This window comes from Stenotrophomonas sp. 364 (genome assembly GCF_009832905.1).
Lineage (GTDB): Bacteria > Pseudomonadota > Gammaproteobacteria > Xanthomonadales > Xanthomonadaceae > Stenotrophomonas > Stenotrophomonas maltophilia_AP.
The window spans coordinates 463,200-488,938 of record NZ_CP047135.1 but is presented as its reverse complement, the minus strand read 5'-3'; the positions used below and the strand labels follow the sequence as shown (position 1 = coordinate 488,938).

Sequence of the window (25,739 nt, the reverse complement as noted above, 5' to 3'; positions counted from 1 at the left end):
AATCCGATGCCACCGCCGCGTGCGCGCGTTGGTTTCGTTCAGCCATCCCCCAGCAGGAATAAGAAGCAGCTATTGCTCCGATTACCGCATTCAGCCCGGATGTCATTGTGCTGCAACGCTTTCGGGCGAAACAGGGCCTGACATTCATCGCACGATCAGCCCCTATTGATAGACTATGGCTATCGCATAGATGCAATCAATGGATTGTCCTTATGGGAAAGGAGCCGCTAACCTGTGTTGGTCGCTTCACCCACCCCCTTCACCAAGAGGAACATCAATGTCGCTCATCAATACGCAGATCAAGCCGTTCGAAGCCAATGCCTACCAGAATGGCGAGTTCATCAAGGTTTCCGACAGCACCCTGAAGGGCCAGTGGTCCGTGCTGATCTTCATGCCGGCCGCGTTCACCTTCAACTGCCCGACCGAGATTGAAGACGCCGCCGACCATTACGCCGAGTTCCAGAAGGCCGGTGCCGAGGTGTACATCGTCACCACCGACACCCACTTCTCGCACAAGGTGTGGCACGAAACCTCGCCGGCCGTCGGCAAGGCCCAGTTCCCGCTGGTCGGCGACCCGACCCACCAGCTGACCCGCGCCTTCGGCGTGCACATCGAAGAAGAAGGCCTGGCCCTGCGCGGCACCTTCATCATCAACCCGGAAGGCGTGATCAAGACCCTGGAGATCCACTCCAACGAGATCGCCCGTGACGTCTCCGAGACCCTGCGCAAGCTGAAGGCTGCCCAGTTCACCGCCGCCAACCCGAACCAGGTGTGCCCGGCCAAGTGGAAGGAAGGCGAAAAGACCCTGACCCCGTCGCTGGACCTGGTCGGCAAGATCTAAGCCGTTTCCCATCCCCATTCCCGTTTCGACGGGAATGGGGGTGAACCCAAGCCGGTGCCCCACGCGCCGGTTTGGGTTCACCCCCATGTCGCGCAGATGCACCCACGGGGTTCGTCGACGCCGTCTGCTTGCCTGAATCAAGGAGTTTTTCGATGTTGGATGCCAACCTCCAGTCCCAGCTGAAGACCTACCTGGAACGTGTCACCCGTCCGATCCAGATCACGGCGCACGTGGATGACGGCGCCAAGTCGCAGGAAATGCTGGAGCTGCTGAACACGCTGGTTGCGCTGTCGGCGCACATCACCCTGGAGGTGCGCCGCGACAGCAGCGAGCGCACCCCGTCGTTCGCGCTGACCACGCCGGGCCAGGACATCCACCTGGCATTCGCCGGGCTGCCGATGGGCCACGAGTTCACCTCGCTGGTGCTGGCACTGCTGCAGGTGGGCGGTCACCCGTCCAAGGCCACCGCCGAGCTGATCGAGCAGGTGCAGGGGCTGGAAGGCGAACTCAAGTTCGAAACCTATTTCTCGCTGTCCTGCCAGAACTGCCCGGACGTGGTGCAGGCACTGAACCTTGCCGCGGTGCTCAACCCGCGCATCCAGCACGTGGCGATCGACGGCGGCCTGTTCCCGGCCGAGGTCGAGGCGCGCCAGATCATGTCGGTGCCCACCGTGTACCTCAACGGGGAGATGTTCGACCAGGGCCGCATGACCCTGGAGCAGATCGTGGCCAAGCTGGACACCGGTTCGGCCAAACGCGACGCCGAGAAGATCGCCGCCAAAGCACCCTTCGACGTGCTGGTGATCGGCGGTGGTCCGGCCGGTGCCGCTGCGGCGATCTATGCCGCGCGCAAGGGCATCCGTACCGGCGTGGCGGCGGAGCGTTTCGGCGGCCAGGTGCTGGACACCATGGCGATCGAGAACTTCATTTCGGTCAAGGAAACCGAGGGTCCGAAGCTGGCCACGGCGCTGGAACAGCACGTGCGCGAGTACGAGGTGGACATCATGAACCTGCAGCGCGGCACGGCGCTGACCCCGGCCGGCGATGACGGCCTGGTGGGGATCACGCTGGAGAACGGCGCGGTGTTGAAGTCGCGCACGGTGATCCTGTCCACCGGTGCGCGCTGGCGCCAGATGAACGTGCCCGGCGAAGACCAGTACCGCAACAAGGGCGTGGCGTACTGCCCGCACTGCGATGGCCCACTGTTCAAGGGCAAGCGCGTGGCGGTGGTGGGCGGCGGCAACTCCGGCGTGGAAGCGGCGATCGACCTGGCCGGCCTGGTGTCGCATGTGACCCTTCTGGAATTTGATGACAAACTCCGGGCCGATGAAGTGTTGCAGAAGAAGCTGCGCAGCCTGGGCAACGTCACCATCATCACCAGCGCCCTCACCCAGGAAGTGCTGGGCGATGGCCAGAAGGTGACCGGGCTGGTCTACAAGGACCGCGTGGGTGGCGATGCGCACCGGATCGAACTCGAAGGCATCTTCGTGCAGATCGGGTTGCTGCCCAACACCGAGTGGTTGAAGGGCTCGGTGGCGTTGTCGCCGCGTGGCGAGATCGTGATCGACGACCGTGGCCAGACCAGCGTGCCCGGCGTGTTCGCGGCAGGCGATTGCACTACCGTTCCGTACAAGCAGATCATCATCGCGATGGGCGCCGGTTCGACCGCCGCACTGAGTGCTTTTGATCACCTGATTCGTACATCCGTTCCCAAGAGCAGCGGCGCTGTCGCCGAAGCTGCCTGAAACGTCCGGGTCCCGGTTCGCCGGGACCCACCTGCTGGGTAAGCCACGCCGTCACCCGGTCCATTACCGCTTAGAGGTCCAAGGAAATGAACCTACGTGATCTGAAATACCTGGTGGCGCTGGCCGACCACCGGCACTTCGGCCGCGCCGCGGCGGCGTGCTTCGTCAGCCAGCCCACCCTGTCCACCCAGATCCGCAAGCTGGAGGACGAACTGGGCCTGCCCCTGGTCGAGCGTGCTCCACGCAAAGTGATGCTGACTCCCGCCGGGGTGGAAGCGGCGGCGCGTGCGCGCACCATCGTGGCCGAGGTCGAGCAGTTGAAGGAAGCCGCACGACGCAGCCGCGATCCCGAAGCCGGGACGGTACGGCTGGGCATTTTCCCCACGCTGGGGCCGTACCTGCTGCCGCATGTGATTCCCAACATCCGCGAACGCTTCCCGCAGCTGGAACTGCTGCTGGTGGAAGAAAAGAGCGACGAGCTGCTGGCGCGGCTGCGCGAAGGCAAGCTGGATGCCGCGTTGCTGGCGCTGCCGCTGGACGACGACCAGCTGCACGCCGAATTCCTGTTCGAAGAACCGTTCCTGCTGGCCGTCTCCGGGCAGCACCCGCTGGCCCGCCGGCAGCACCTGGATGTGCAGGAGCTGTCCACCCAGAAGCTGCTGCTGCTGGAAGACGGGCACTGCCTGCGCGACCAGGCGCTGGCGGTGTGCCGGCTGTTCGGCGCCAATGAGAAGTCCGAGTTCCGCGCCACCAGCCTGGAGACGCTGCGCCAGATGGTTGCGGCCGACGTGGGCATCACGCTGTTGCCGACCCTGTCGGTGAAGCCGCCGGTCCCGCGTTCGGAAAACATCCGCCTGCTCGATTTCCAGGGCGACGACCGGCCCAGCCGCCGCATCGCGATGGCATGGCGGCGCAGTTCGGCCATGACCGGCTTCCTGCAGCAGCTGGCGCAGCAGTTCAAACGCCTGCCGCAGGAACTGTTCACCTTGGACAACACCGATTCCGGCGTGCCCCTGACAGCGCGCGGCAACGCCTGACAAGCCGGATGAACCGGCTGCATCGGCCCCTGCACCGCACGGGTCGCATCCGTCTTCGATAGGCAGCACAATAGAACCCAGGCGGCGCCAGCAGGCGCCGCCTTTTGCATGGGCCATCATTACTCGCAAGGAGCTTTACATGTCCACTTCCAGCGGACTTCCCCCGTCGATCATCGTTTCCAGCCACGACATGGATCGTCTGGACGCCATGCTTGAATCCCCCGCCGTCAGCCAGACCCCGGCCGCCGTGGCGCTGGCCAAGGAGCTCAACCGTGCCACGGTGGTGGCGCCGGACCAGATTCCCGACGGCACCGTCATGATGCATTCGCGCGTGGAATGCGAAGATGAGCTGCAGAACGAAAAGCACGTGCTGACGCTGGTCTATCCGCGCGAAGCCGATGTTGAACAGGGCAAGGTGTCCATCCTTGCGCCGGTGGGTACCGCCCTGCTGGGCCTGTCGGTCGGCCAGACCATGGATTGGGACGCCCCGGGTGGCCGCAAGCTGCGCCTGCGCGTGACCGCCGTCCACAACCAGCCCCACGCCTGACCTTCCTGCCGCCGCGCAGGTTCCCGTTTTCGTACCAGGAGTCGCAATGAACACCGTTTCTCCGTCCAAGCTCAGCCAGCTCCGTGATCTGTCCGTCGTGGTAGCCGATACCGGCGACTATGAGGCGATCAAGCGCCTGAAGCCGGTCGACTGCACGACCAACCCGACCCTGGTGAAGAAGGCGCTGGACCTGCCGGTGTATGCGGACCTGATCGAGCGCGAACTGGCCTGGGGCCGCGAGCAGGCCGGCGAACGCGAGACCATCGTGCACGCCGTGGCCGACCGCCTGACGGTGGGCGTGGGCACGCTGCTGAGCTCGCTGGTGCCGGGCCGGGTGTCCACCGAGGTGGACGCCGACCAGGCCCACGACACCGCCGCGACGGTGGCCAAGGCGCGCCAGTTCATTGCGATGTACGAGGCGGCCGGCGTGCCGCGCAGCAAGGTGCTGATCAAGATCGCCGCGACGTGGGCGGGCGTGGAGGCAGCGCGCGTGCTGCAGGCCGAGGGCATCGACTGCAACCTGACGCTGATCTTCAACCCGACCCAGGCGCTGGCCTGCAGCGAAGCCGGCGCGTTCCTGATTTCGCCGTTCGTCGGTCGCATCCTGGACTGGTACGTGGCCAACGGCCAGGCCCCGGCCGACATTGATGCCGACCCGGGCGTGGTGTTCGTGCGCGGCGTGTACGCCGAGTTCAAGCGCCGCGGTTCGCCGACGGTGGTGATGGGCGCGTCGTTCCGTTCGACCGCCCAGATCGAGGCGCTGGCCGGCTGCGATCGGCTGACCATTTCGCCGGACCTGCTGGAGAAGCTGGACGCCGAGCACGGCGCGTTGCCGCGCAAGCTGGTGGCCGGTGCGGCCGAGCCGGTGCAGGCGGCGGCGATCGACGAAGCACGCTTTGCGGCCGACCTGGCCGCCGACCCGATGGCCACCGAGAAGCTGGCCACCGGTATCGACGCTTTCGCCAAGGACCTCGAAGCCCTTCGCCAGACCATCCGCGAGCGGCTGTAAGCCCGCCGGGTCCTGGACGCCAAAAGGCCCCGCAATGCGGGGCCTTTTGGTGTCTCAACCCTCAACAACCGGGGTAGAGCCGACCGTTGGTCGGCTGCCGTTGCAGTGACGTGGGAGCAGCCGACCAACGGTCGGCTCTACCGCATCGCTCAGGCATCCACACCGATCGGGCAACTCACCCCCGTGCCACCGATACCGCAGTACCCGTTCGGGTTCTTGGCCAGGTACTGCTGGTGATAGTCCTCGGCGTAGTAGTACGCCGGGGCCGGAAACTCGATCTCGGTGGTGATCGCGCCCAGGCCGGCCTCGTCCAGACGCTGCTGGTAGGCGTCGCGGCTGGCGATGGCCGCGTCGAACTGGGCCTGGCTGGTGGCATGGATGGCCGAGCGGTACTGGGTACCGGTGTCGTTGCCCTGGCGCATGCCCTGGGTGGGGTCATGGTTCTCCCAGAACACCTGCAGCACCTGGCCCAGCGAAATGATGGCCGGGTCGAATACCACCTCCACGATCTCGGTGTGCCCGGTCATACCGGAACAGACCTCTTCGTAGGTCGGGTTCGGGGTGGAACCGCCGGCATAGCCCACCGAGGTGGAATACACGCCCGGCAGCGTCCAGAACTTGCGCTCGGCGCCCCAGAAGCAGCCCATCGCCACGCGGATACGCTGCAGGCCGGCGAAACCGTCCTTGAGCGGGTGGCTGTTGACGTAATGCTGGTTGTGCAGCGGCAGCGGGTGGTCCCGGCCCGGCAGCGCCTCGTCCGGGCGCGGCAGGCGCTGCTTGAACGCGCCGATGCCCAACAGGCCCTTGGCAATTCCCAACATGGCGGTCTCCTAGGCCGGCAACAGGCCGGCGCTTTCGTCACCGTCGAATATGGGGTCGTCCGGGGCGCCACCCAAGTCGAGCCCGGCCACGATGCCTTCGGCCTCCGGCCGGGCCAGGTCGGGCACGCACACGCGCAGCACCCCGAACAGCGGCAGCTCGCCCATCCCGCCCAGCAGCGACTCACCGAACACGAACGCGGGAATGCCCGCATCCTCCAGCGCGTGCTTGACCAGATGGGCGTCAAACAGGTTATCGGCCTGGTAGATCACGTGCATGGGCGGGCTCCGGCGGGTGTGGCCCCAGCATACCCCCGGGGGCTGAAGGCGTGCCGACCAACGGTCGGCACCTACCCGTTTAGCCTGTCGCCTTACGACAGGCTAAACTGTTGGTCTTTCTGCCTTTCAGACTGCGACCGCGCACCATGTCCGAGCCTACTGCCGCCCCCACCGACGCCCTTCCGGAAGCCCACGAAAAGCGGGATTTCATCCGTCAGATCGTCCGTGAGGACCTGGCCGCGGGCAAGCATGCCGCGATCAAGACCCGCTTCCCGCCCGAGCCCAACGGCTACCTGCACATCGGCCATGCCAAGTCGATCTGCCTGAACTTCGGCCTTTCCGGCGAGTTCGGCGGCGTGTGCAACCTGCGTTTCGACGACACCAACCCGGCCAAGGAAGACCCCGAGTACGTGGCCGCCATCCAGGACGACGTGCGCTGGCTGGGCTTTGAGTGGAACGAGCTGCGCCACGCCTCGGACTACTTCGACGCCTATTACCTGGCTGCGCAGAAGCTGATCCGCGACGGCAAGGCGTATGTGTGCGACCTGTCGGCCGAGGAAGTGCGCGCCTACCGCGGCACCCTGACCGAGCCGGGCCGCCCGTCGCCGTACCGCGAGCGCAGCGTCGAGGAAAACCTGGACCTGTTTGCGCGCATGCGCGCCGGCGAGTTCCCGGACGGTGCACGCACCGTGCGCGCCAAGATCGACATGGCCAGCGGCAACATCAACCTGCGCGACCCGGCGCTGTACCGCATCAAGCACGTCGAACACCAGAACACCGGCAACGCCTGGCCGATCTACCCGATGTACGACTTCGCGCACGCGCTGGGCGATTCGCTGGAAGGCATCACCCACTCGCTGTGCACGCTGGAATTCGAAGACCACCGCCCGCTGTATGACTGGTGCGTGGACAACGTCGACTTCGCCCACGACGACGCGCTGACCGCGCCGCTGGTCGAGCGCGGCCTGCCGCGTGAAGCCGCCAAGCCGCGCCAGATCGAGTTCTCGCGGTTGAACATCAACTACACGGTGATGAGCAAGCGCAAGCTGATGGCGCTGGTCACCGAACAGCTGGTGGACGGCTGGGAAGACCCGCGCATGCCGACCCTGCAGGGCCTGCGCCGCCGCGGCTACACCCCGGCGGCGATGCGCCTGTTCGTCGAGCGCGTGGGCATCAGCAAGCAGAATTCGCTGATCGACTTCAGCGTGCTCGAAGGCGCGCTGCGCGAAGACCTCGACAGCGCCGCGCCGCGCCGCATGGCCGTGGTCGACCCGGTCAAGCTGGTGCTGACCAACCTGCCGGAGGGCCACGCCGAAACGCTGACCTTCTCCAACCATCCCAAGGACGAGGCCTTCGGTACCCGCGAGGTGCCCTTCGCCCGCGAACTGTGGATCGAGCGCGAGGACTTCGCCGAGATTCCGCCCAAGGGCTGGAAGCGCCTGGTGCCGGGCGGCGAAGTGCGCCTGCGCGGCGCCGGCATCTTCCGCTGCGATGAGGTGGTCAAGGACGCCGACGGCACCGTCACCGAACTGCGCGGCTGGCTGGACCCGGAATCGCGCCCGGGCATGGAAGGCGCCAACCGCAAGGTCAAGGGCACCATCCACTGGGTCAGCGCGGTGCACGCGGTGCCGGCCGAAATCCGCCTGTACGACCGCCTGTTCTCGGTGCCCAATCCGGACGACGAAACCGACGGCAAGACCTACCGCGATTACCTCAACCCCGACTCGCGCCGCACCGTCACCGGCTATGTCGAGCCGGCCGCCGCCACCGCCGCGCCGGAGCAGTCGTTCCAGTTCGAGCGCACCGGCTACTTCGTCGCCGACCGTCGCGACCATACCGCCACCACGCCGGTGTTCAACCGCAGCGTGACCCTGCGCGATACCTGGTCGGCGTAAGCCTGTCGGCCGGTGCCAGGCACCGGCCACTCCTGCTGCGCGGCCCCGCACCCGCGGTGCCGCGTCGCCACTCCCCACGCCAGCGGCGCATCCCCTGCGCCCCCAGCACCGTGGCCGCGTTCAGCGCGGACACGGCATCCCTACGCGCGGCCCGATACACTGCCGCTGCTCCATATTTGAAGAGGCCCACGCCCCGATGCTGTACGCGCAAGTCCACCTCACCCTGCCCGCCTGGATCCACGACCAGATCGACCTGGCCCGTGTGTATCCCGACGATGCCGCCAAGGTCGCCCTGGCGATCGAGCTGTCGCGCCTGAATGTCGAGGCGGAAACCGGCGGCCCGTTCGGCGCGGTGGTGTTCGGCCCGGACCATCGCGTCATCGCCGCCGGCGTCAACCGCGTGGTGCCGCACAGCACCTCGCTGGCCCATGCCGAGAACATGGCCTACATGCTGGCCCAGCAGCGCCTGCAGACCCCGCGGCTGAACGACGTGCTGAGCCCGATCACCCTGGCCACCTCGTCGCAGCCGTGCTGCCAGTGCTACGGCGCCACCATCTGGGCCGGCATCGACCGGCTGCTGATCGGGGCCAGTGCGCAGGACGTGGAAGAACTCACGGCGTTCGATGAAGGCCCGCTGCCGGCCGACTGGGTCGGTGAACTCAACAAGCGCGGCATCGAGGTGGTGCGCGACATTGAACGCGACGCCGCGCGCGCCGTGCTGCGCCAGTATGGGGAGATCAACGGTGCGCATTACTGACCGCTGCGCCTCGGGCGCGCTGCGATGAGCGGCCTGCTGTGTCTGTGCCGCCAGGGATTCGAGCCGGAACTGGCCGGTGAACTGTCCGAGCGCGCCGCCTATGCCGGCATCGCCGGCTACGCGCGCACCCAGCGCAATGACGGCTACGTGCTGTTCGCCACCGACGAAGGCGCCGCGCTGTCCAAGGCGCTGCCGTGGCGGTCGCTGATCTTCGCGCGCCAGAAGCTGGTGGTGCTGGCCGAACTGCGTGAGCTGGACCCCAGCGACCGCATCACCCCGATCATCGCCGCCCTGCAGGGGCAGCAGCGCTTCGGCGACATGTGGGTGGAACACCCCGACTCGGACGAAGGCAAGCCGCTGGCCGGCCTGGCCCGCGCGTTCGGCAATGCGCTGCGTCCGGCGTTGCGCAAGGCCGGCCTGCTCACCGACAAGGCCAACACCGCGCTGCCGCGCGTGCACGTCGTGTTCGTCGATGGCCGCCATGCGTTCGTCTGCGTCAGCGACACCCGCGACAGCGCGCCGTGGGCGCTGGGCATTCCGCGCCTGAAGCTGCTGCCCGATGCCCCGTCGCGGTCGGCGTTGAAGCTGGACGAAGCCCTGCTCACCCTGCTCACCCCGGAAGAACGCGAACAGCTGGTCAAGCCGGGCATGCGCGCGGCCGACCTGGGCGCCGCGCCCGGCGGCTGGACGTGGGTGTTGACCCGCCAGCACGTCAAGGTGATCAGCGTGGACAACGGCCCGCTGCGCGAGCACGTGCTGGAGACCGGGCTGGTGGAACACCTGCGCGCCGATGGCTTCCACTGGCAGCCGGAAACACCGCTCGACTGGATGGTCTGCGACATGGTGGAACAGCCGCGCCGGGTGGCCGAGCGCATGGCCACCTGGTTCCGCGAGGGCTGGTGCAAGCATGCGATCTTCAACCTCAAGCTGCCGATGAAGAAGCGCTGGGACGAGACCCGCCTGTGCCTGGACCTGTTCCAGGAACAGGCGGGCAAGCCGCTGGTGGTGCGGGCCAAGCAGCTGTACCACGACCGTGAGGAAATCACGGTGCTGGCCTCGCCGCTGCGCTGATCAACGCGGTACCGCCGGGCATGGCCCGGCTCTTCCCGCCCACGTAACCCACGGAGTCTGCATGCGAACTCGCCCCACCCTGTTGCTGCTGTTGTGCCTGCTGCCTTCGCTCGCTTTGGCGCAGGCATACACGCCGTCGCCAGCGATCAGTGAACCGCTGCGCGAGGTCCCCGCCAGCGTACGCACGCAGTCGTTGTCCGAGGGCCGGGTGACTCATCAGGTGACCTTGGCCGCCCCGGCGGGCGAGGCAGCGGTGACGGTGCGCTCGGTGCAGCCGGTAAGCGTGGTGGGCCAGTACCGGTTCGCGTTCGCGACGCTGGACACCGATGGCGATGGCTTCATCAGCCGCGCCGAGGCGCAGGCCAACCCGGCGTTGGCCGATGAGTTCGGCGCCCTGGATGTGAAGCGGCGCGGCAAGCTGGACCGCACCGACCTGGCCGGCTGGCTGACCGACTGAGGCAGCCGCGCCACCGCCACGTAGAGCCGGGCTCTGCCCGGCTGCGCACGGCCCAACGCATCGCCACCGCCACGTAGAGCCGGGCTCTGCCCGGCTGCGCGGTCTCACACGCCGGCGGCGCGCTTCCAGAACATCGACACCAGCGGCGGCAGCTTGCCGGCACAGCCCAATACCCGGCCGCGGGCCAGGGTGAGGTGCAGCTCGTCGTTGGAGAACACGGTGTTGATCGCATCGAAACTGTAGGCAGCCACGGTGTTCTCGCTGCGCCGCTCGCGCGCCCAGCGCTGCAGCCGGTGCGGTGACATCCAGTCCTGGCGGCGCTGCTGCGCCTGCAGGACCAGTGTGCGCAGCGCGGCCACGTCGCGCAGGCCCAGGTTGACGCCCTGCCCTGCCAGCGGGTGCACCACGTGCGCCGCATCGCCCAAGGCCAGCACGCGCCCGGCCACGTAGCCGGTGGCCAGCTGGCGGCGCAGCGGGAAGGCCGCCCGTCGCGATGCCAGCGTCATCGCTCCCAGCCGCCCCGCAAACGCCTGGGTCAGCTCGCGCCCGAAGGCGGCCTCGTCCAGCGCCAGGACCCGCTCGGCCTCGGCATCGGGCAGGGTCCAGACAATCGAGCTGCGGCGGGCCCCGATCGGCAGCACCGCCAGCGGCCCGGTCACCAGGAAGCGCTGCCACGCGGTGGCTTCGTTGTCGTTTTCGCTGTCCACGTAAGCGACCACGCCACGCTGGCCATAGTCCTGGCGGCTGACCTCCAGCCCGGCCAGGCGGCGCAAGGTCGATTCGGCCCCGTCGGCGGCAATGGCCAAGGATGCTTCCAGCCGGCGGCCATCCTCCAGCCGCAGCCGCACGCCGTCGGCGTCCTGCTCCAGCGCTTCCACCCGCGCCGGGCAGCACACCTGCACGCCGGCCGCCGGCAGCGCCGCCCACAGGCGGTCCACCAGCAGGTCGTTCTCCACGATCCAGCCCAGCTGTTCGCGACCCAGGTGGTCGGCATCGAACCGCAGTTCATCGCCGCCGCCGGCGTCCCATACGCGCATGCGCCGGTAGGCACAGGCACGCGCCGCGGTGACGGCCGGCCATACCCCGAGCGCGGCCAGCAGGGCCGCGTTGTCCGGCGCAAACGCGTACACGCGCAGGTCCGGCTGTTGCGGCTGCCACGGCGGCGGCTCGCGGCCTTCCACCAAGGTGACCTGCAGCCCCGTGTCGGCCAGCGCCAGCGCACAGGCCGCGCCGACCACGCCGCCGCCCACCACGATCACATCGCGCGCGCGCCGGCTCATGCGCCCGCTCCGCGGCACAGCGCCGGTACTTCGCCACGGAAGCCCATCGCCCCGCCCACCAGCATCGACTGCATCGGGGTGGCCTGCGCGGCCAGCAGCCCCAGGCTGCGCAGCGGCCGCATCAACGGCGCCGGATTGCTGGTCAGGCGGGCCAGCCCGCCGGAGAAGGCGATGGTCTGCGCGCGGTCTTCGGCGCGGCGCGCCACATGCGCCTGCAGCAGCGCGTCGCTGCCCGGGTCCTGCGCGTCGGCCACCAGTTCGGCCAGGGTCAGCGCGTCGCGCAGGCCCAGGTTGAAGCCCTGTGCGCCCAACGGATGGATGGTTTGCGCGGCATTGCCCAGCAGCACCGCACGCTCGCCCACCAACGCCTGAGCCAGCACCTGGATCAGCGGGTAGGCGCTGCGCGGGCCGCTTTCCAGCAGCCGCCCGGCGCGCCAGCCGATCGCGCCCTGCAGGCGCTGCAGCCAGGCCGCATCGTCCAGCGTCTGGACCGCCGCGGCCTGGTCACGGGCCACACAGTGCACCGCGCCAAAGTGGCGATCGCCGCGCGGCAACAGCGCGGTGGGGCCGGTGTCGGTGAAGCGCTCATAGGCCGTCCCGTCCGGCGCACGCGCGCCACGCACCCGCGACACGAACAGGGTCTGTTCGAAATCGTGCTCGTCCACGTCGATGCCCAGCGCCTCGCGCACGCCGCTGCGGGTGCCGTCGGCGCCCACCACAAGCCGTGCCAGCAGGCAGCGCTCGCCGCTGTCGTCGGCAATGAACACCTGGCGGTACCCGTCGACGGTGGCGCCCAGCCGCACGAAGCGTGCCGGGCGGTAACGGGTAAGGTGCGACAGCCCCTGCAGGCAGGTTTCCAGCGCGGTGCCGAACTCACGCGCCACCACCACCTGGCCAAACCACGGCCGCTGGTACTGCGCGGCGTCCATCTGCACCCGGCCGAAATCGCCGGCGCGGCTGACATGGATGCGGGTGATCGCACCGGGCGCGGTGCCCAGGCGCTGCATCACGCCCAACGCGGTGAGCGCGTTGACCGTGGCGGCGGCGAAGCTGAGGTTGCGCTGGTCGAATACCGTCGGCAGGGTGCCAGCCGGGGTGGCTTCCACCAGCCCGACGTCGCGCCCGGCGCGGTCCAGTGCAATGGCCAGGCTGGCACCGACCAGCCCGCCGCCCACGATCACTACGTCATGTCGTTCACTCATGCCGCCATGATAAGCGCTGGGCCGTTCCCGGCGCGTGCGGCGGCCTGCCGCAGCAGGCGCTAGAATGAATGCCTGACCCTTTCCCGTGGCTGCCATGTCCACCACCGCCCAACGCGCCTTCGTCCTGTCCGTGCTCGTACTGCTGATGGCCGCCACCCGGGTCAATCACTTCATGGCGATCCCGGATGCCTCCTGGGCCGTGTTCTTCATCGGCGGGTTCTACCTGCGCAGCTGGACCCGCTGGGCGTTCCCGCTGCTGATGGCGCTGGCCATCGTGATCGACATTCTGGTGATCCGCAGCAGCGGCCAGCAGTACCTGCAGCATTACTGCGTCTCGCCCGGCACCTGGATGCTGCTGCCGGCGTACTTTTCCATGTGGGCCGGCGGCCTGCTGCTGCGCCAGGGATACCACGGCGCCCAGTGGCTCACGCTGGGCAAGGCGGCCCTGCTGCTGGTGGCCGCGGTGGCGGTCTGCCACCTGTTCGCGCAGGGCGGGTTCTACTGGAGCAGCGACATGGTGGCCGAACCGACCGCCGCCGGTTGGCTGAAGAACTACGCCGACTGGTTTGTGCCCTACCTGCGTACCGCCGCGATCTATGTCGGCCTGGCCGCCGCCCTGCAGCTGACCACGGAACAGGTCGGCAAGCTGCTGCAGGCGCGCCACGACGTCCTGCGCTGAGCGATCGGCACGCATGGGCAACCGGCTTTCACGCATCTACACCCGCACCGGCGATGACGGCAGCACCGGGCTCGGCGATGGCAGCCGGGTGCCCAAGGATGCCCAGCGGGTCAACGCCTACGGCACCGTCGACGAGGCCAATTCGGCGCTGGGCGTGCTGCTTGCAGTCGCCCTGCCCGACGAGGTACGGGCGCTGCTGACCACCGTGCAGCACCAGCTGTTCGACCTGGGCGGGGAGCTGTGCATTCCCGGCCACGCGGCCATCCAGGCGGCCGACATCGACGCCCTGGAGCGCCAGCTCGACCAGTACAACGCCGACCTGCCCGCCCTGAAGGAGTTCATCCTGCCCGCCGGCGGCGAGGCGGCCGCACGCTGCCACCTGGCCCGCACCATCGTGCGCCGGGCCGAGCGCGAAACGGTGACCCTGGCGCGGCTGGAGCCGGTGCGCGCCGAAGCCATCGGCTACCTCAACCGCCTTTCCGACCTGTTGTTCGTGCTGGCCCGGGTGCTGGCCCGCGCCGACGGGCACGGCGAAGTGGTGTGGCGCCACGAACGCCGCCACGCCTGAGCCCTCCCGCCGCCCCACCGGAACCCCTGCCCGCATGCTGGTTTTTACCCACCCTGCCTGTCTGCAACACGATCCCGGCCGCGGCCACCCCGAATCCCCGCAGCGCCTGCAGGTGGTGCTCGATGCCCTGCTCGCCGCCTTCCCCGACCAGCTGGACTGGCGCCAGGCGCCGCCGGCCAAGCTCGGCGAGCTGGCCCGCGTGCACGACAGCGAGCTGATCGACCTGGTGCTCAAGGCCCAGACCGAGCCGCTGCGCCAGATCGACATGGACACCCTGACCTCGCCCGGCTCGGCCAGCGCGGCCCTGCATGCCGCCGGCGCCGGCGTGGCCGCCGTGGACGCGGTGATGCTGGGCGATGACCCGGTCGCGTTCTGCGCGGTGCGCCCACCCGGCCACCACGCCACGGCCAGCACGGCGATGGGGTTCTGTCTGCTCAACAACATCGCCGTGGCCGCCGCCTATGCGCGCGACCGCTACGGCCTGGAACGCATCGCCATCGTCGATTTCGACGTGCACCACGGCAACGGCACCCAGGACATCTTCATCGCCGACCCCGGCGTGGCCTACTACAGCACTCATCAGGCCGGCCTGTTTCCCAACTCGGGGCTGCGTCGCGACCGTGGTGCCGGCAACCTGATGAACATCCTGCTGCCCCCGGGCAGCGGCGGGTTCCGCTTCCGCAACACCTGGGCCGATGAAATGCTGCCGGCCATCGACGATTTCCGCCCGCAGCTGCTGCTGATCTCGGCCGGTTTCGATGCGCATCTGCGCGATCCGCAGGCCGACCTGATGCTGGAGACCGACGATTTCGCTTGGATCACCGCCGAGCTGCGCGGGCTGGCCCGGCGTCATGGCGGTGGCCGGGTGGTGTCCATGCTGGAGGGCGGATACGACCTGCAGGCCTTGGCCGAATGCAGCGTGGCCCACGTCGGCCAGCTGCGCTGAGCACCTGCGCGGGTCGAGCCCGCGCATGAACCTGAACCCTTGGCCGGGCAAGGCCTTCATTGCCCCTATGCAAGGGATGGGGCAAGCTACGATCCGTTTTCCCCCGAATCCGACTCCCGCGTGCGCCGAGCCCTCCGCCTGCTGCCTCTCCCCCTGAGCATCGCCATCTGCCTGCCGGCCATGGCCGACGACAAACCGGTGAACTGGGGCCTGTGCCCGGCCACTGACGTGCTGCCCGTGTTCGACGATGCGCCCAAAGCCGACAAGGCCGCGGCCGCCACGCGCGACCAGCAGGACACCGACATCGAGGGCGACCAGCTGTTTGGCACGTCTACGGTGCCGCAGTACCAGGGCAACGTCGCGCTCAAGCGCGGCGACCAGTTCCTGGGCACCGACCACCTGAGCTTCGACACCGAAAGCGGCAACTACATCGCCGAGGGCAACGTCCGCTACCAGGACTCCTCGATCCGGATGGTGGCCAAGCGCGCCGAAGGCAACCAGGAAGCGGACACCCACAAGATCAGCGACATCCAGTACCAGCTGGTGGATCGCCGTGGCAACGGTGGCGCCGAATCGGTGGACCTGCAGGGTGCGGTCGGGCAGATGCACCGCTCCACCTACACCACCTGCGACCCGTCCCAGCCGGTCTGGAAGCTGTCGGCACCGCAGATCGAAGTGGACAACGACGAGGGCTTCGGCACCGCGCGCAACGCCGTGCTGCGGATCGGCAAGGTGCCGGTGCTGTGGGCACCTTACTTCAAGTTCCCGATCGACGACCGTCGCCAGACCGGCCTGCTGTACCCGCAGCTGGGCCTGTCCGGGCGCAACGGCTTCGATTACGCCCAGCCGATCTACTTCAACCTGGCGCCGAACTACGACGACACCCTGACCCCGCGCTACATGAGCAAGCGCGGGTTCATGCTCGACAACGAGTTCCGCTATCTGTACGACGGCGGGCGCGGCACGCTGCTGACCGCCTACCTGCCCAACGACAAGCTGCGCGACAAGGATCGCGGCCGGGTCGAGTTCGAGGGTTATCACAACCTCAACGCCAACTGGCAGGCGCGCGCGAATATCGCCTGGGTCAGCGACGAGCGGTATACCGAAGATTTCTCCAGCAAACTGCTGGGCGTGACCGCATCCAACCTGCAGAGCCAGGTGGGCATCTACGGCACCGGCGAGAACTGGACCGGCGGCCTGATGGCCGATTACTGGCAGCTCACCGACTACACCCTGACCGAAAGCTCGCTGCCGTATGCGCGCCAGCCACGTGCGTTCTTCAACTGGGACAAGCCGGTGTTGCCGTGGCTGGAAACCGGCGTATACGCGGAAGCGGTGCGTTTCACCCACGACGACATCAACGTCAAGTTCGGCCCTGAGCAGGAGTACGAGCGTACCGGCCAGGTGGTGCAGCAGTTCAACGGCTCGCGCTTGGACATCAAACCATACGTGTCGCTGCCGTTCAGCGGCCCGTCCTGGTATGTGACGCCCACACTGGCCTACCGCTACACCGGCTATCAGCTGGACCAGGGCCTGGCCGACCAGGTACGCCGTCAGGCGCTTTCCGACGCGGGCATCGACCCGAATACGGCTACCCCGGACCAGCTGCGCGGCAACACCTCGCCCAGTCGCAGCCTGCCGGTGGCCAGCCTCGACGCGGGCATGTTCTTCGACCGCGAGACCACCATCGGCGGCAAGTCGTTCCTGCACACCCTGGAGCCGCGCCTGTTCTACCTGCGCACGCCGTACCGCGACCAGAGCGAACTGCCGATCTTCGATACCCGCGACTTCACCTTCAGCTGGGGCCAACTGTTCCGCGACTCGCGCTATACCGGCGCCGACCGCCAGAACGATGCCAACCAGCTGACGATGGCGCTGAGCACCCGGTTCATCGACCAGACCACCGGTCGCGAGCGCTTCTCCGGCAGCATCGGCCAGATCCTGTACTTCGATGATTCGCGGGTCACCCTGCCGGGCCAGCAGTCCCAGGTCGAGCAGGGCAAGTCGGCGTGGATCGCCGATGCCAATTACGCCGTCAACGACCGCTGGACGCTGGGCGCCACCTACCAGTGGGATCCCAAGTACAAGCGGGAGGACCTGGCCAGCCTGCGGGCGCGGTATCTGATGTCCAACGATGGCGTCGTCAACCTGACCTACCGCTACCGCATCAACGCGGCAGCGCCGGTCACCGCGACCAAGGAAGAACGCACGCTGCTTGAACAGGTCGACCTGTCGTTCCTGTACCCGATCAGCCCGCGCTGGAGCCTGGTGGGGCGCTACTACTACTCCCTGGAAGACAAGAAGCCGCTGGAGATCATCGGTGGCGTGCAGTGGGACAGCTGCTGCCTGGCGGTTCGCGCCATCGCCCGCCGCTATGTGCGCAACCGCGAGGGCGAGCTGAACAACTCCTTCCAGATCGAGTTCGTGCTCAAGGGCCTGAGCTCCATCGGCCAGAACACGGACCGCACCTTGCGCCGTGCTATTCTCGGGTACTACCGAGACGACCTCTATCTCGTGCCGCCCAGCAACACCGGGGCCGACCGCGACGACTACGATCCGAATCAGATCCCATGACCAAGACCCTTCCCGTTCTACTCGCTTCCCTGCTGGCGGTGACCACCGTCTCAGCACCGCTGCAGGTGCTGGCCCAGCAGAGCCAGCCGCTGGACCGCATTGCCGCCATCGTCGATGAAGACGTGGTGCTGCAGAGCGAACTGGACCGTGCGATCCAGAACATCAAGGCGCAGTACGCCGGTCGTGAGAACCAGCTGCCGCCGGAAGACGTGCTGAGCCGGCAGGTGCTCGAACGCCTGGTGCTGGTCAAGCTGCAGGTGGCGCGCGCCCAGAGCAGCGGGATCAAGATCGGCGACCAGGAACTCAACCAGGCCCTGAACGCGATCGCCCAGCAGAACGGCTCCAACCTGGACGCCCTGCGCCAGCGCCTGGCCCGTGACGGCATCGACTTCAACGATTTCCGCAACTCGGTCCGCGATGAAATCACCGTGCAGCGCCTCCGCCAGAGTTTCGCGCAGAGCCGCATCAGCGTCAGCGAGGGTGAAGTGGATGCCGCGCTGAAGCAGCAGGCCTCGGTGGGCACCCAGTACCATCTGGCGCACATCCTGATCGGCCTGCCGGAAGCCGCCACCGCTGACCAGATCGCCACCGGCCAGAAGAAGGCCGATGGCGTCAAGGCGCTGCTGGACAAGGGCGAACTGGACTTCAACGCCGCTGCCGTCCGCTATTCCGACAGCCCCAACGCGCTGGAAGGCGGCGACCTGGGCTGGCGTTCGCTGGATGAAATCCCCAATGCGTTCGCGCAGATGATGGCGCAGATGAAGGCCGGCGACGTGGTCGGCCCGATCCGCGGCCCGAGCGGCTTCCAGCTGCTCAAGCTGGTGGAAGTGCGCGATGCCAGCGCCGCCGCCAGCGGCCAGACCATCACCGAATACCATGCCCGCCATATCCTGGTGCGCGTCACCGACCAGCAGGACAATGCCGCGGCCAAGGCCAAGATCGAAACGCTGCGCGCGCGGATTGCCGGCGGCGCCGATTTCCAGGCCGTGGCCAAGGAAGCGTCGGAGGACAACAACAGCAAGGGCCAGGGCGGCGATCTGGGCTGGTTCCCGGCCGATGCCTTCGGCCCGGACTTCGGCAAGCAGGTGGCGGGCGTGGAAGACGGCGGCGTGAGCCCGGCCTTCCGCACCGATGCCGGCTGGCACATCGTGCAGCGCGTTGCCACGCGCCAGACCGATGCCACCACCGACAACCAGCGTGCCCAGATCCGCGAGACCATCGGTCGCCGCAAGCTGGAAGAAGAGTACAACCGCTATCTGCAGGAACTGCGTGGCGAAGCCTACGTCAACCTGCGTACCGGCGCGGACGCCACCGGCACTACCACCACCACGCCGCCGCAGTCCTGAGGATACCCCGATGATCCCGCAGCTCGCTCTGGTACCGGGCGAGCCCGCCGGGATCGGTCCGGAACTCTGCATCCGCCTTGCCCAGCAGCCGCGCACCGAGTGCCGGCTGCTGGCCTTCGCCGACCCGGACACCCTGCACGCCGCTGCGGCGGCGCTGTCGCTGCCCCTGCAGCTCCTGCCTGAAGATGCTGTTCCCCGCCAGCCGGGCGATCTGCGCGTGCGCGCGGTGCGCAACGCCGTCCCCTCACGCTTCGGCCACGCCGATCCGGCCAATGCCGGGGCGGTGATCGGCGCGCTGCTGCAGGCCGGCCAGGCCTGCCTGGCCGGTGAACTGGACGGCGTGGTGACCGGCCCGGTGCACAAGGCGGTGATCAACCAGGGCGGCATCTCCTACAGCGGCACCACCGAACTGCTGGCCGACCAGGCCGGCGTGGAGGTGGTGATGATGCTCGCCAACGATATCGTGCGCGTGGCGCTGGCCACCACCCACTTGCCGCTGCGCGCGGTGGCCGATGCCATCACCGCCGAGGGCCTGGCGCGCACCTTGCACACCGTACACGCCGCCATGCAGCGCGACTTCGGCATCGTCGCGCCGCGCATCGCGGTGCTTGGCCTGAACCCGCATGCGGGGGAAGACGGCCACCTGGGGCGTGAAGAGCTGGACCTGATCATTCCCCTGCTGCAGCGCCTGCGCGACCAGGGTTTGGACCTGATCGGGCCGCTGCCGGCCGACACCGCGTTCCTGCCGGCCAAGCTGGCCGGCTTCGATGCCGTGCTGGCGATGTACCACGACCAGGGCCTGCCGGTGCTCAAGTACAGCGGCTTCGAACAGGCCGTCAACATCACCCTGGGCCTGCCCTACCCGCGGGTGGCCGTCGACCACGGCACCGCGCTGGACATGGCCGGCCGGGGCATCGCCGACCCTTCCAGCCTCCTCGCTGCCACCGCGCTGTGTGCCCGGCTGGCGCGGCAACGTAAGATGGTGCCATGACTTCCTCGTATTCCTCCTCGGCCGGCGGGTTCACCGCGCCGCCCAAAAAGCAGCTGGGCCAGCACTTCCTGGCCGATCGCAGCTACATCGACAAGATCGTGCTGGCGGTCAACCCGAAAGACGACGACCGCCTGGTCGAGATCGGCCCGGGCCAGGGTGCCATCACCCTGCCGCTGCTGCGCCGCCATCCGCGCCTGACCGTGATCGAGTTCGATCGCGACCTGATCGCGCCGCTGACCGCCGCCGCTGAACCGCTGGGCGAGCTGACCATCGTGCACCGCGACGTGCTCCAGGTGAACTTCACCGAGCTCGCCGGCGACGGCCAGATCCGGCTGGTGGGCAACCTGCCCTACAACATCTCCTCGCCGATCCTGTTCCACGCCATGGAGCACGCCGGCGTGATCCGCGACATGCACTTCATGCTGCAGAAGGAAGTGGTGGACCGCATGGCCGCCGGCCCGGGCAGCAAGGTCTACGGCCGCTTGAGCGTGATGCTGCAGGCGTGGTGCAAGGTCACCGCGCTGTTCGTGGTGCCGCCGGGCGCCTTCCGGCCGCCGCCGAAGGTGGACTCGGCCGTGGTGCGGCTGGTGCCGCGTGATCCGGACACGGTCGGCATCATTGACCGCAAGCGCTTCGCCGATGTGGTCCGGGCCGCCTTCGGGCAGCGCCGCAAGACCCTGCGCAACGCCTTGAACGGGGTGGTCACGCCCGAACAGTTCGAGGCCGCCGGCGTGCGCAGCGATGCCCGTGCCGAGCAGCTGGACGTGGCGCAGTTCATCGCCCTGGCCAACGTTCCGCAGGTGGCAGGCGACGACGCCCCGCAAGGCTGATCGCCCCGGCCTGCGTTGGACGCAGGCACGCAGAACCGCTTGAAATCCCTGAAGGAGCGCGCCATTCCATGGCGCGCTCACCTCAAACTGCACGACATTCTCTAAACTGCCTGCATGAACGACGCTGCACACTATGCGATCTCGGTCGAGGTCGCTCCGCGCTTCCTCGACGACCAGTCCACGCCGGAGGACGGGCGCTACGCGTTCGCCTATACGATCCGCATCCACAACCATGGCCGCGTGGCCGCCCGCCTGGTGGCACGCCACTGGCGCATCACCGATGCCAACGGCCGCATCGAGCACGTGGATGGCGACGGGGTGATCGGCGAGCAGCCGCGGCTGCGCCCGGGTGAAGACTTCCGTTACACCTCCGGTGTCATGCTGGAAACTGAACACGGCACGATGCAGGGGCATTACGACATGGTGGCCGACGATGGCACCGAGTTCGCCGCCGCCATCGCGCCGTTCGTGTTGACCGTTCCACGCACACTGCACTGATGGAGGCGCGCGCATGAGTGTATGGGCCATCGGCGACCTGCAGGGCTGCTACGACGTCACCCAGCGGTTGCTGGAGAAGATCCGCTTCGACCCGGCAGTGGATACCCTGTGGTTCTGCGGGGACCTGGTCAACCGCGGCGGGCAGTCGCTGGAAACCCTGCGCCTGGTCCATTCGCTGCGCGACAGCAGCGTGGTGGTGCTGGGCAACCATGACCTGAGTCTGCTGGCCGTGGGTGCCCGCACCGAGGAAGAGCAGCGCAAGGTCAACCCGGACCTGCTGCGTATCGTGCAGGCCAACGACCGCGACGTGCTGCTGGACTGGCTGCGCCTGCAGAAGCTGGCGCACGTGGACCGCGAACTGGGCTGGATGATGATCCACGCCGGGCTGGCCCCGAAATGGACCACCCAGCTGGCCGAGAAGCATGCCCGCGAAGTGGAGGTGCAGCTGCACGGCAGCGGCTACCGCAAGCTGTTCCGCAACATGTACGGCGACAAGCCCAGCTGGTCGCCCGGCCTGGCCGGGTACGATCGCTCGCGCGCGATCATCAACCTGTTCACACGCATGCGTTACTGCACGCCGCGTGGCCGCATCGGGATCGAGGACAAGGGCACGCCGGGGACGCAGGAACAGGGCTTGTACCCGTGGTTCGAAGTGCCGGGCCGCGCCGAGCGTGACCTGAAGATCGTGTGCGGGCACTGGTCCGCGCTGGGCCTGACCATCACCCAGGGCGTGCATGCCATCGACACCGGCGCGGTGTGGGGCGGCAAGCTCACCGCGCTGCAGCTGGATACCGAGGAACTGCGCGTGGTGCAGGTGCCGGGGCGCGACGTGCCCCGGCCCGTGTCGCCGCCGCGTCCGCCGGCACGGCGTCCGGCCGGCGATGGCGAGACGCAGGGCAACGGCCGCCCGCCGCGGCAGCCGCAGGGCCAGCGTCGCGAACGCGGTCCGCGTGGTCCATCGTCTCCGCGCCGCAACCCCGAACCGGCCGGCGACACCGGCGGAAGCACCCCGACCCCGGCATGATTGGCACGGGTCGGTGGCTGCGGGTGGGTCTGGCAGGACTGCTGGCCGTGGCCGGTATCGCCTGCCAGCGCAGCCCGACGCCAGCGGCTGGCGACACCGGCGCGCCGGTCGCCACGCCCGCCCCCGCCGCACGGCCACCGACGCTGCCCTCGCCGCCGCTGGTGGCCGCTGCGCGTAGCCAGATCGGGCAGACCGTGCGCTACGACCCGGCCTATGCCGTCCTGGGATATCCCGGTGGCGACGTCCCCATCGACGGCGGCGTGTGCACCGATGTGATCGTGCGCGCCCTGCGCACACAGGGCGTGGATCTGCAGCAACGTATCCACGAGGACATGCGCCGCGCCTTCAGCGCCTACCCGGCGCTGTGGGGGCTGTCGCGGCCGGACCGCAACATCGACCATCGCCGCGTGCCCAACCTGATGCGCTGGTTCGAGCGCCAGGGCTGGCAGCAACCGGCGTCGCGCCAGGCGGCCGACTTTGCCGCCGGGGACATCGTGGCCTGGAAGCTCAAGGGCAGCGGGCTTCTGCACGTAGGTATCGTCTCCGACCGACGACGCAGCGACGGCACCCCACTGATCCTGCACAACATCGCGCGCGGCACGCAGGAAGAAGACCTGCTGTTCGCCCACACCCTCATCGGCCATTACCGGCCGCCAGCCTGAGCGCTGGCCACCGCAAGGACGCGCCCGTGCCCGAACAGGCTTCCATCACCCCCACGGCGTCATTGGCGAGCATGCAGGCCGCGTTCGACGCGCTGCTGGTGCCCACCGGGTTCCAACGCACGCGCAAGATGCTGTGGGTGCAGCGCCATGCGCATACCGCCAGCTTCGTGTTCCTGCAGCGCGAAGGCGCCGGCCGGGCAAGCATCGACACCTCGCTGGCGCCGGGCAGAGCCCGGCTCTACGATGCTGCCTTGCGCGCTGCTGATACCAGCCGGGCAGAGCCCGGCTCTACGATGCTGCCTTGCGCGCTGCTGATGCCAGCCGGGTAGAACCCGGCTCTACGATGCTGCCTTGCGCGCTGCTGATGCCAGCCGGGCAGAGCCCGGCTCTACGATGCTGCCTTGCGGGCTGCTGATACAAGCCGGGTAGAACCCGGCTCTACGGGCGTCGTATGTAATCCACGAAGTCGAACGCGGCCGAATGCCGTGCGTCGGCCGGGTGGTGCTCGCGTGCCACTTCCACCCACAGCGCCGGGTCTACCGGCGGGAAGTGGGTGTCGGCGGCCACCGTGGTGTCCACCCAGGTCAGGTGCAGGTCGGTGGCCTGGGCCAGCGTCAGGCGATACACCTCGCCTCCGCCGATCACGCACAGCTCATCGGCACCGCTGGCCGCGGCGAAGGCCAGCGCGTCGTCTACCGAGGCCACCGCCTGCATGCCCTCGAACGGCACCTGGCCGCTGCGGGTGAGCACCAGGTTGGGGCGGCCCGGCAGCGCGCGACCGAGCGACTGCGCGGTCTTGCGCCCCATCAGGATCGGCTTGCCCAAAGTCAACGCCTTGAAGCGCTTGAGGTCATCGGGCAGCTGCCACGGCAGCTGGTTGTCGTGGCCGATGCCGTGGCTGCGGTCCAGCGCGGCGATCAGCGACAGCCGGATCGCCGTCATACCGCGACCGGCGCCTTGATCGCCGGGTGGGGATCGTAGCCGTCGATGCGGATGTCATCGAACTGGAAGCCGAACAGGTCGGTGACCGCCGGGTTCAACCACAGCTGCGGCAGCGCGCGGGGCGTGCGCGACAGCTGCTCGCGCGCCTGGTCGACGTGGTTGGAATACAGGTGCGCGTCGCCCAGGGTATGCACGAAGTCGCCCACGCCCAGCCCGGTGGCCTGCGCCACCATATGGGTGAGCAGCGCGTAGCTGGCGATGTTGAACGGCACGCCCAGGAAGATGTCGCCGCTGCGCTGGTACAACTGGCAGCTGAGCTTGCCGTCCACCACGTAGAACTGGAACAGGTTGTGGCAGGGCATCAACGCCATCTGCGACAGCTCGCCCACGTTCCAGGCGCTGACCACCAGCCGCCGCGAATCGGGATTGCGTTTGATCTCCTCCACCAGCCACTGCATCTGGTCGATGCTGCCGCCATCGGCGGTGGCCCAGCTGCGCCACTGCTTGCCGTAGATCGGGCCGAGGTCGCCGTTGGCATCGGCCCACTCGTCCCAGATGCGCACCTGGTTGTCGGTGAGGTAGCCGATGTTGGTGTCGCCCTTCAGGAACCACAGCAGCTCATGGATGATCGACCGCAGGTGCAGCTTCTTGGTGGTGACCAGCGGAAAGCCGTCGCCCAGGTTGAAGCGCATCTGCCAGCCGAACACGCTGCGCGTGCCGGTGCCGGTGCGGTCCGACTTTTCGGTGCCGTTCTCCAGCACGTGCTGCAGCAGGTCCAGGTAGGGCTTCATGCCTTGGCCCCCGCGGTCTGCACCGGCAGCTGCGGCTGCAGCACCGGGGCGCGGCGCGACAGGGCCAGCAGCACCAGGCCGAAGGCGATCAGCGGCACGCACAGGATCTGGCCCTTGGTCAGCCAGCCGAAGGCGACGTACACGCCATTGTCGGGCATGCGTACGAACTCCACGGCGAAGCGGAAGATGCCGTACAACAGCGCGAACAGGCCGGCGATCACGTAGCGATGGCGCGGCGTGGCCGACACCGCCCACAGCACCAGGAACATCACCAGGCCTTCCAGCAGCGCTTCATACAGCTGCGAGGGATGGCGGGCGTAGGGGTTGAGCGCGCCGGTGGCGAACTGCTCCTTCAACGTGGCCAGGTCCAGCCCGTTCAACGGCGCCGGCAGGCCACTGGGAAACACCACGCCCCAGGTGCCGCCGGTGTACTTGCCCCACAGTTCGGCACCGATGAAGTTGCCGACGCGGCCGAAGCCCAGGCCCAACGGAACCAGCGGGGCCACGAAATCCAGGGTGTCGAACAGGTGCAGGCGGTGCTTGCGCGACCACCACCACGCGGCGAACAGCACGCCCAGCAGGCCGCCGTGGAAGCTCATGCCGCCATCCCATACCTTGAACAGCAGCAGCGGGTTGTGCAGGAAATCGCCCAGCGCATAGAACAGCATGTAGCCTACGCGCCCGCCCACCACCACGCCGAGCATGGCGTAGAACAGCAGGTCGGAAAATCCATCGGCATTCACCCCCGGGAGGCGCCCGGCGGCGATCCGCTTGCGCCCCAGCCACCAGGCGGCGGTGAAGCCGAGCAGGTACATGATGCCGTACCAATGCACTTTGACCGGCCCAAGCGAGATGGCGATGGGGTCGATGTCGTGGAAATAGATCATGAAGGACGCCTTGCAGGGATGCAGATATTCTAGCGCCGCCCGGGAGCGGCCTCGCGGCGGCGC

Annotated in this window: 26 protein-coding genes and 1 pseudogene; 20 read left to right on the top strand and 7 right to left on the bottom strand. The window is 68.2% G+C overall.

All coding sequences use genetic code 11. The features are described from left to right. Positions 1–277 precede the first annotated feature (277 nt). From ahpC to GQ674_RS02185, 5 genes are all read left to right on the top strand, one after another. Positions 278–841 carry an alkyl hydroperoxide reductase subunit C gene (gene ahpC, locus GQ674_RS02205; protein WP_038690387.1) on the top strand — a complete coding sequence of 188 codons (564 nt, stop codon included), beginning with the start codon at positions 278–280 and terminating at the stop codon, positions 839–841. A gap of 152 nt (positions 842–993) precedes the next feature. Beyond that, positions 994–2,586 carry an alkyl hydroperoxide reductase subunit F gene (gene ahpF, locus GQ674_RS02200; protein WP_159495816.1) on the top strand — a complete coding sequence of 531 codons (1,593 nt, stop codon included), beginning with the start codon at positions 994–996 and terminating at the stop codon, positions 2,584–2,586. A gap of 86 nt (positions 2,587–2,672) precedes the next feature. Beyond that, the gene (gene oxyR, locus GQ674_RS02195; protein ID WP_159495815.1) at positions 2,673–3,623 is read left to right on the top strand and encodes a DNA-binding transcriptional regulator OxyR; all 951 of its coding nucleotides are present in this window, start codon (positions 2,673–2,675) and stop codon (positions 3,621–3,623) included. Positions 3,624–3,762: 139 nt separating this feature from the next. Next, on the top strand, positions 3,763–4,170 hold the full coding sequence (gene rnk / locus GQ674_RS02190; RefSeq protein ID WP_038690393.1) for a nucleoside diphosphate kinase regulator: 408 nt from the start codon (positions 3,763–3,765) through the stop codon (positions 4,168–4,170). Positions 4,171–4,216: 46 nt separating this feature from the next. Next, positions 4,217–5,179 (top strand): transaldolase, encoded by a 963-nt coding sequence (locus tag GQ674_RS02185; protein WP_159495814.1) that lies wholly within the window; start codon positions 4,217–4,219, stop codon positions 5,177–5,179. A 149-nt stretch (positions 5,180–5,328) separates the two neighbouring features. On the opposite strand, the gene msrA is transcribed toward GQ674_RS02185, so the two are convergent. Together msrA and GQ674_RS02175 are read right to left on the bottom strand one after the other, a co-directional pair. Beyond that, positions 5,329–5,979, bottom strand: a complete 651-nt coding sequence (gene msrA, locus GQ674_RS02180; protein ID WP_159499192.1) for a peptide-methionine (S)-S-oxide reductase MsrA — start codon at positions 5,977–5,979, stop codon at positions 5,329–5,331. Between the two features lie 30 nt (positions 5,980–6,009). Next, a complete protein-coding gene (locus GQ674_RS02175; RefSeq protein ID WP_038690397.1) occupies positions 6,010–6,276 on the bottom strand; it encodes a DUF2007 domain-containing protein in 267 nt (88 codons plus the stop codon). Positions 6,277–6,422: 146 nt separating this feature from the next. On the opposite strand from GQ674_RS02175, the gene GQ674_RS02170 reads away from it, so the two are divergent. The 4 genes from GQ674_RS02170 (at position 6,423) to GQ674_RS02155 (ending at position 10,456) form a co-directional block, all read left to right on the top strand. Further along, positions 6,423–8,171 carry a glutamine--tRNA ligase/YqeY domain fusion protein gene (locus tag GQ674_RS02170; RefSeq protein ID WP_159495813.1) on the top strand — a complete coding sequence of 583 codons (1,749 nt, stop codon included), beginning with the start codon at positions 6,423–6,425 and terminating at the stop codon, positions 8,169–8,171. Positions 8,172–8,367: 196 nt separating this feature from the next. Further along, a complete protein-coding gene (locus GQ674_RS02165) occupies positions 8,368–8,928 on the top strand; it encodes a nucleoside deaminase (protein WP_137190993.1) in 561 nt (186 codons plus the stop codon). A 24-nt stretch (positions 8,929–8,952) separates the two neighbouring features. Next, positions 8,953–9,999, top strand: coding sequence for a 23S rRNA (cytidine(2498)-2'-O)-methyltransferase RlmM (gene rlmM / locus GQ674_RS02160; protein WP_137190994.1), 1,047 nt, complete (start codon positions 8,953–8,955; stop codon positions 9,997–9,999). A 61-nt stretch (positions 10,000–10,060) separates the two neighbouring features. Beyond that, positions 10,061–10,456, top strand: coding sequence for an EF-hand domain-containing protein (locus tag GQ674_RS02155; protein ID WP_159495812.1), 396 nt, complete (start codon positions 10,061–10,063; stop codon positions 10,454–10,456). A gap of 104 nt (positions 10,457–10,560) precedes the next feature. Here the strand turns inward: GQ674_RS02155 and GQ674_RS02150 are convergent, their stop codons facing one another. Together GQ674_RS02150 and ubiH are read right to left on the bottom strand one after the other, a co-directional pair. Next, a complete protein-coding gene (locus GQ674_RS02150) occupies positions 10,561–11,736 on the bottom strand; it encodes a UbiH/UbiF family hydroxylase (RefSeq protein WP_159495811.1) in 1,176 nt (391 codons plus the stop codon). Next, positions 11,733–12,938, bottom strand: a complete 1,206-nt coding sequence (ubiH, locus tag GQ674_RS02145) for a 2-octaprenyl-6-methoxyphenyl hydroxylase (protein WP_159495810.1) — start codon at positions 12,936–12,938, stop codon at positions 11,733–11,735. The genes GQ674_RS02150 and ubiH overlap by 4 nt, the downstream gene beginning before the upstream one ends. A 94-nt stretch (positions 12,939–13,032) precedes the next feature. Between ubiH and GQ674_RS02140 the strand changes: the two genes are divergently transcribed. The 11 genes and pseudogenes from GQ674_RS02140 to GQ674_RS02090 all read left to right on the top strand — a co-directional run bounded on the left by GQ674_RS02140 (position 13,033) and on the right by GQ674_RS02090 (position 23,385). Beyond that, positions 13,033–13,617, top strand: coding sequence for a hypothetical protein (locus GQ674_RS02140; protein ID WP_137190998.1), 585 nt, complete (start codon positions 13,033–13,035; stop codon positions 13,615–13,617). Between the two features lie 13 nt (positions 13,618–13,630). Continuing rightward, positions 13,631–14,185, top strand: a complete 555-nt coding sequence (locus GQ674_RS02135; RefSeq protein WP_159495809.1) for a cob(I)yrinic acid a,c-diamide adenosyltransferase — start codon at positions 13,631–13,633, stop codon at positions 14,183–14,185. Between the two features lie 34 nt (positions 14,186–14,219). Then, complete coding sequence (locus GQ674_RS02130; RefSeq protein ID WP_038690415.1) at positions 14,220–15,131, top strand: histone deacetylase family protein; 912 nt, start codon at positions 14,220–14,222, stop codon at positions 15,129–15,131. A 120-nt stretch (positions 15,132–15,251) separates the two neighbouring features. Continuing rightward, positions 15,252–17,705, top strand: coding sequence for an LPS-assembly protein LptD (lptD, locus tag GQ674_RS02125; RefSeq protein WP_159495808.1), 2,454 nt, complete (start codon positions 15,252–15,254; stop codon positions 17,703–17,705). Next, a pseudogene (locus tag GQ674_RS02120) lies at positions 17,702–19,006 on the top strand (peptidylprolyl isomerase); the annotation flags it as partial. The gene lptD and the pseudogene GQ674_RS02120, both read left to right, overlap by 4 nt. Before the next feature lie 55 nt (positions 19,007–19,061). Next, positions 19,062–20,042, top strand: a complete 981-nt coding sequence (pdxA, locus tag GQ674_RS02115) for a 4-hydroxythreonine-4-phosphate dehydrogenase PdxA (RefSeq protein WP_159495806.1) — start codon at positions 19,062–19,064, stop codon at positions 20,040–20,042. Beyond that, a complete protein-coding gene (gene rsmA, locus GQ674_RS02110; protein WP_128095683.1) occupies positions 20,039–20,872 on the top strand; it encodes a 16S rRNA (adenine(1518)-N(6)/adenine(1519)-N(6))-dimethyltransferase RsmA in 834 nt (277 codons plus the stop codon). The genes pdxA and rsmA overlap by 4 nt, the downstream gene beginning before the upstream one ends. Before the next feature lie 114 nt (positions 20,873–20,986). Further along, positions 20,987–21,370 carry a Co2+/Mg2+ efflux protein ApaG gene (apaG, locus tag GQ674_RS02105; protein ID WP_038690425.1) on the top strand — a complete coding sequence of 128 codons (384 nt, stop codon included), beginning with the start codon at positions 20,987–20,989 and terminating at the stop codon, positions 21,368–21,370. 13 nt (positions 21,371–21,383) lie between these two features. Further along, positions 21,384–22,394: a symmetrical bis(5'-nucleosyl)-tetraphosphatase gene (locus tag GQ674_RS02100; protein WP_236546171.1), complete on the top strand. Its 1,011-nt coding sequence runs from the start codon at positions 21,384–21,386 to the stop codon at positions 22,392–22,394. Further along, positions 22,391–23,056, top strand: a complete 666-nt coding sequence (locus GQ674_RS02095) for a DUF1287 domain-containing protein (protein ID WP_159495805.1) — start codon at positions 22,391–22,393, stop codon at positions 23,054–23,056. The genes GQ674_RS02100 and GQ674_RS02095 overlap by 4 nt, the downstream gene beginning before the upstream one ends. Before the next feature lie 26 nt (positions 23,057–23,082). After that, on the top strand, positions 23,083–23,385 hold the full coding sequence (locus GQ674_RS02090; protein ID WP_159495804.1) for a hypothetical protein: 303 nt from the start codon (positions 23,083–23,085) through the stop codon (positions 23,383–23,385). A gap of 109 nt (positions 23,386–23,494) precedes the next feature. Here the strand turns inward: GQ674_RS02090 and GQ674_RS02085 are convergent, their stop codons facing one another. Genes GQ674_RS02085 through lgt form a run of 3 tightly spaced genes read right to left on the bottom strand, consistent with a single transcriptional unit; the run spans position 23,495 to position 25,676 of the window. Then, positions 23,495–23,989, bottom strand: coding sequence for a dihydrofolate reductase (locus GQ674_RS02085; RefSeq protein ID WP_159499190.1), 495 nt, complete (start codon positions 23,987–23,989; stop codon positions 23,495–23,497). A gap of 5 nt (positions 23,990–23,994) precedes the next feature. Further along, positions 23,995–24,789, bottom strand: coding sequence for a thymidylate synthase (locus tag GQ674_RS02080; RefSeq protein WP_159495803.1), 795 nt, complete (start codon positions 24,787–24,789; stop codon positions 23,995–23,997). Continuing rightward, a complete protein-coding gene (gene lgt / locus GQ674_RS02075) occupies positions 24,786–25,676 on the bottom strand; it encodes a prolipoprotein diacylglyceryl transferase (protein WP_159495802.1) in 891 nt (296 codons plus the stop codon). Before lgt ends, GQ674_RS02080 begins: the two co-directional genes overlap by 4 nt. Positions 25,677–25,739 lie beyond the last annotated feature (63 nt).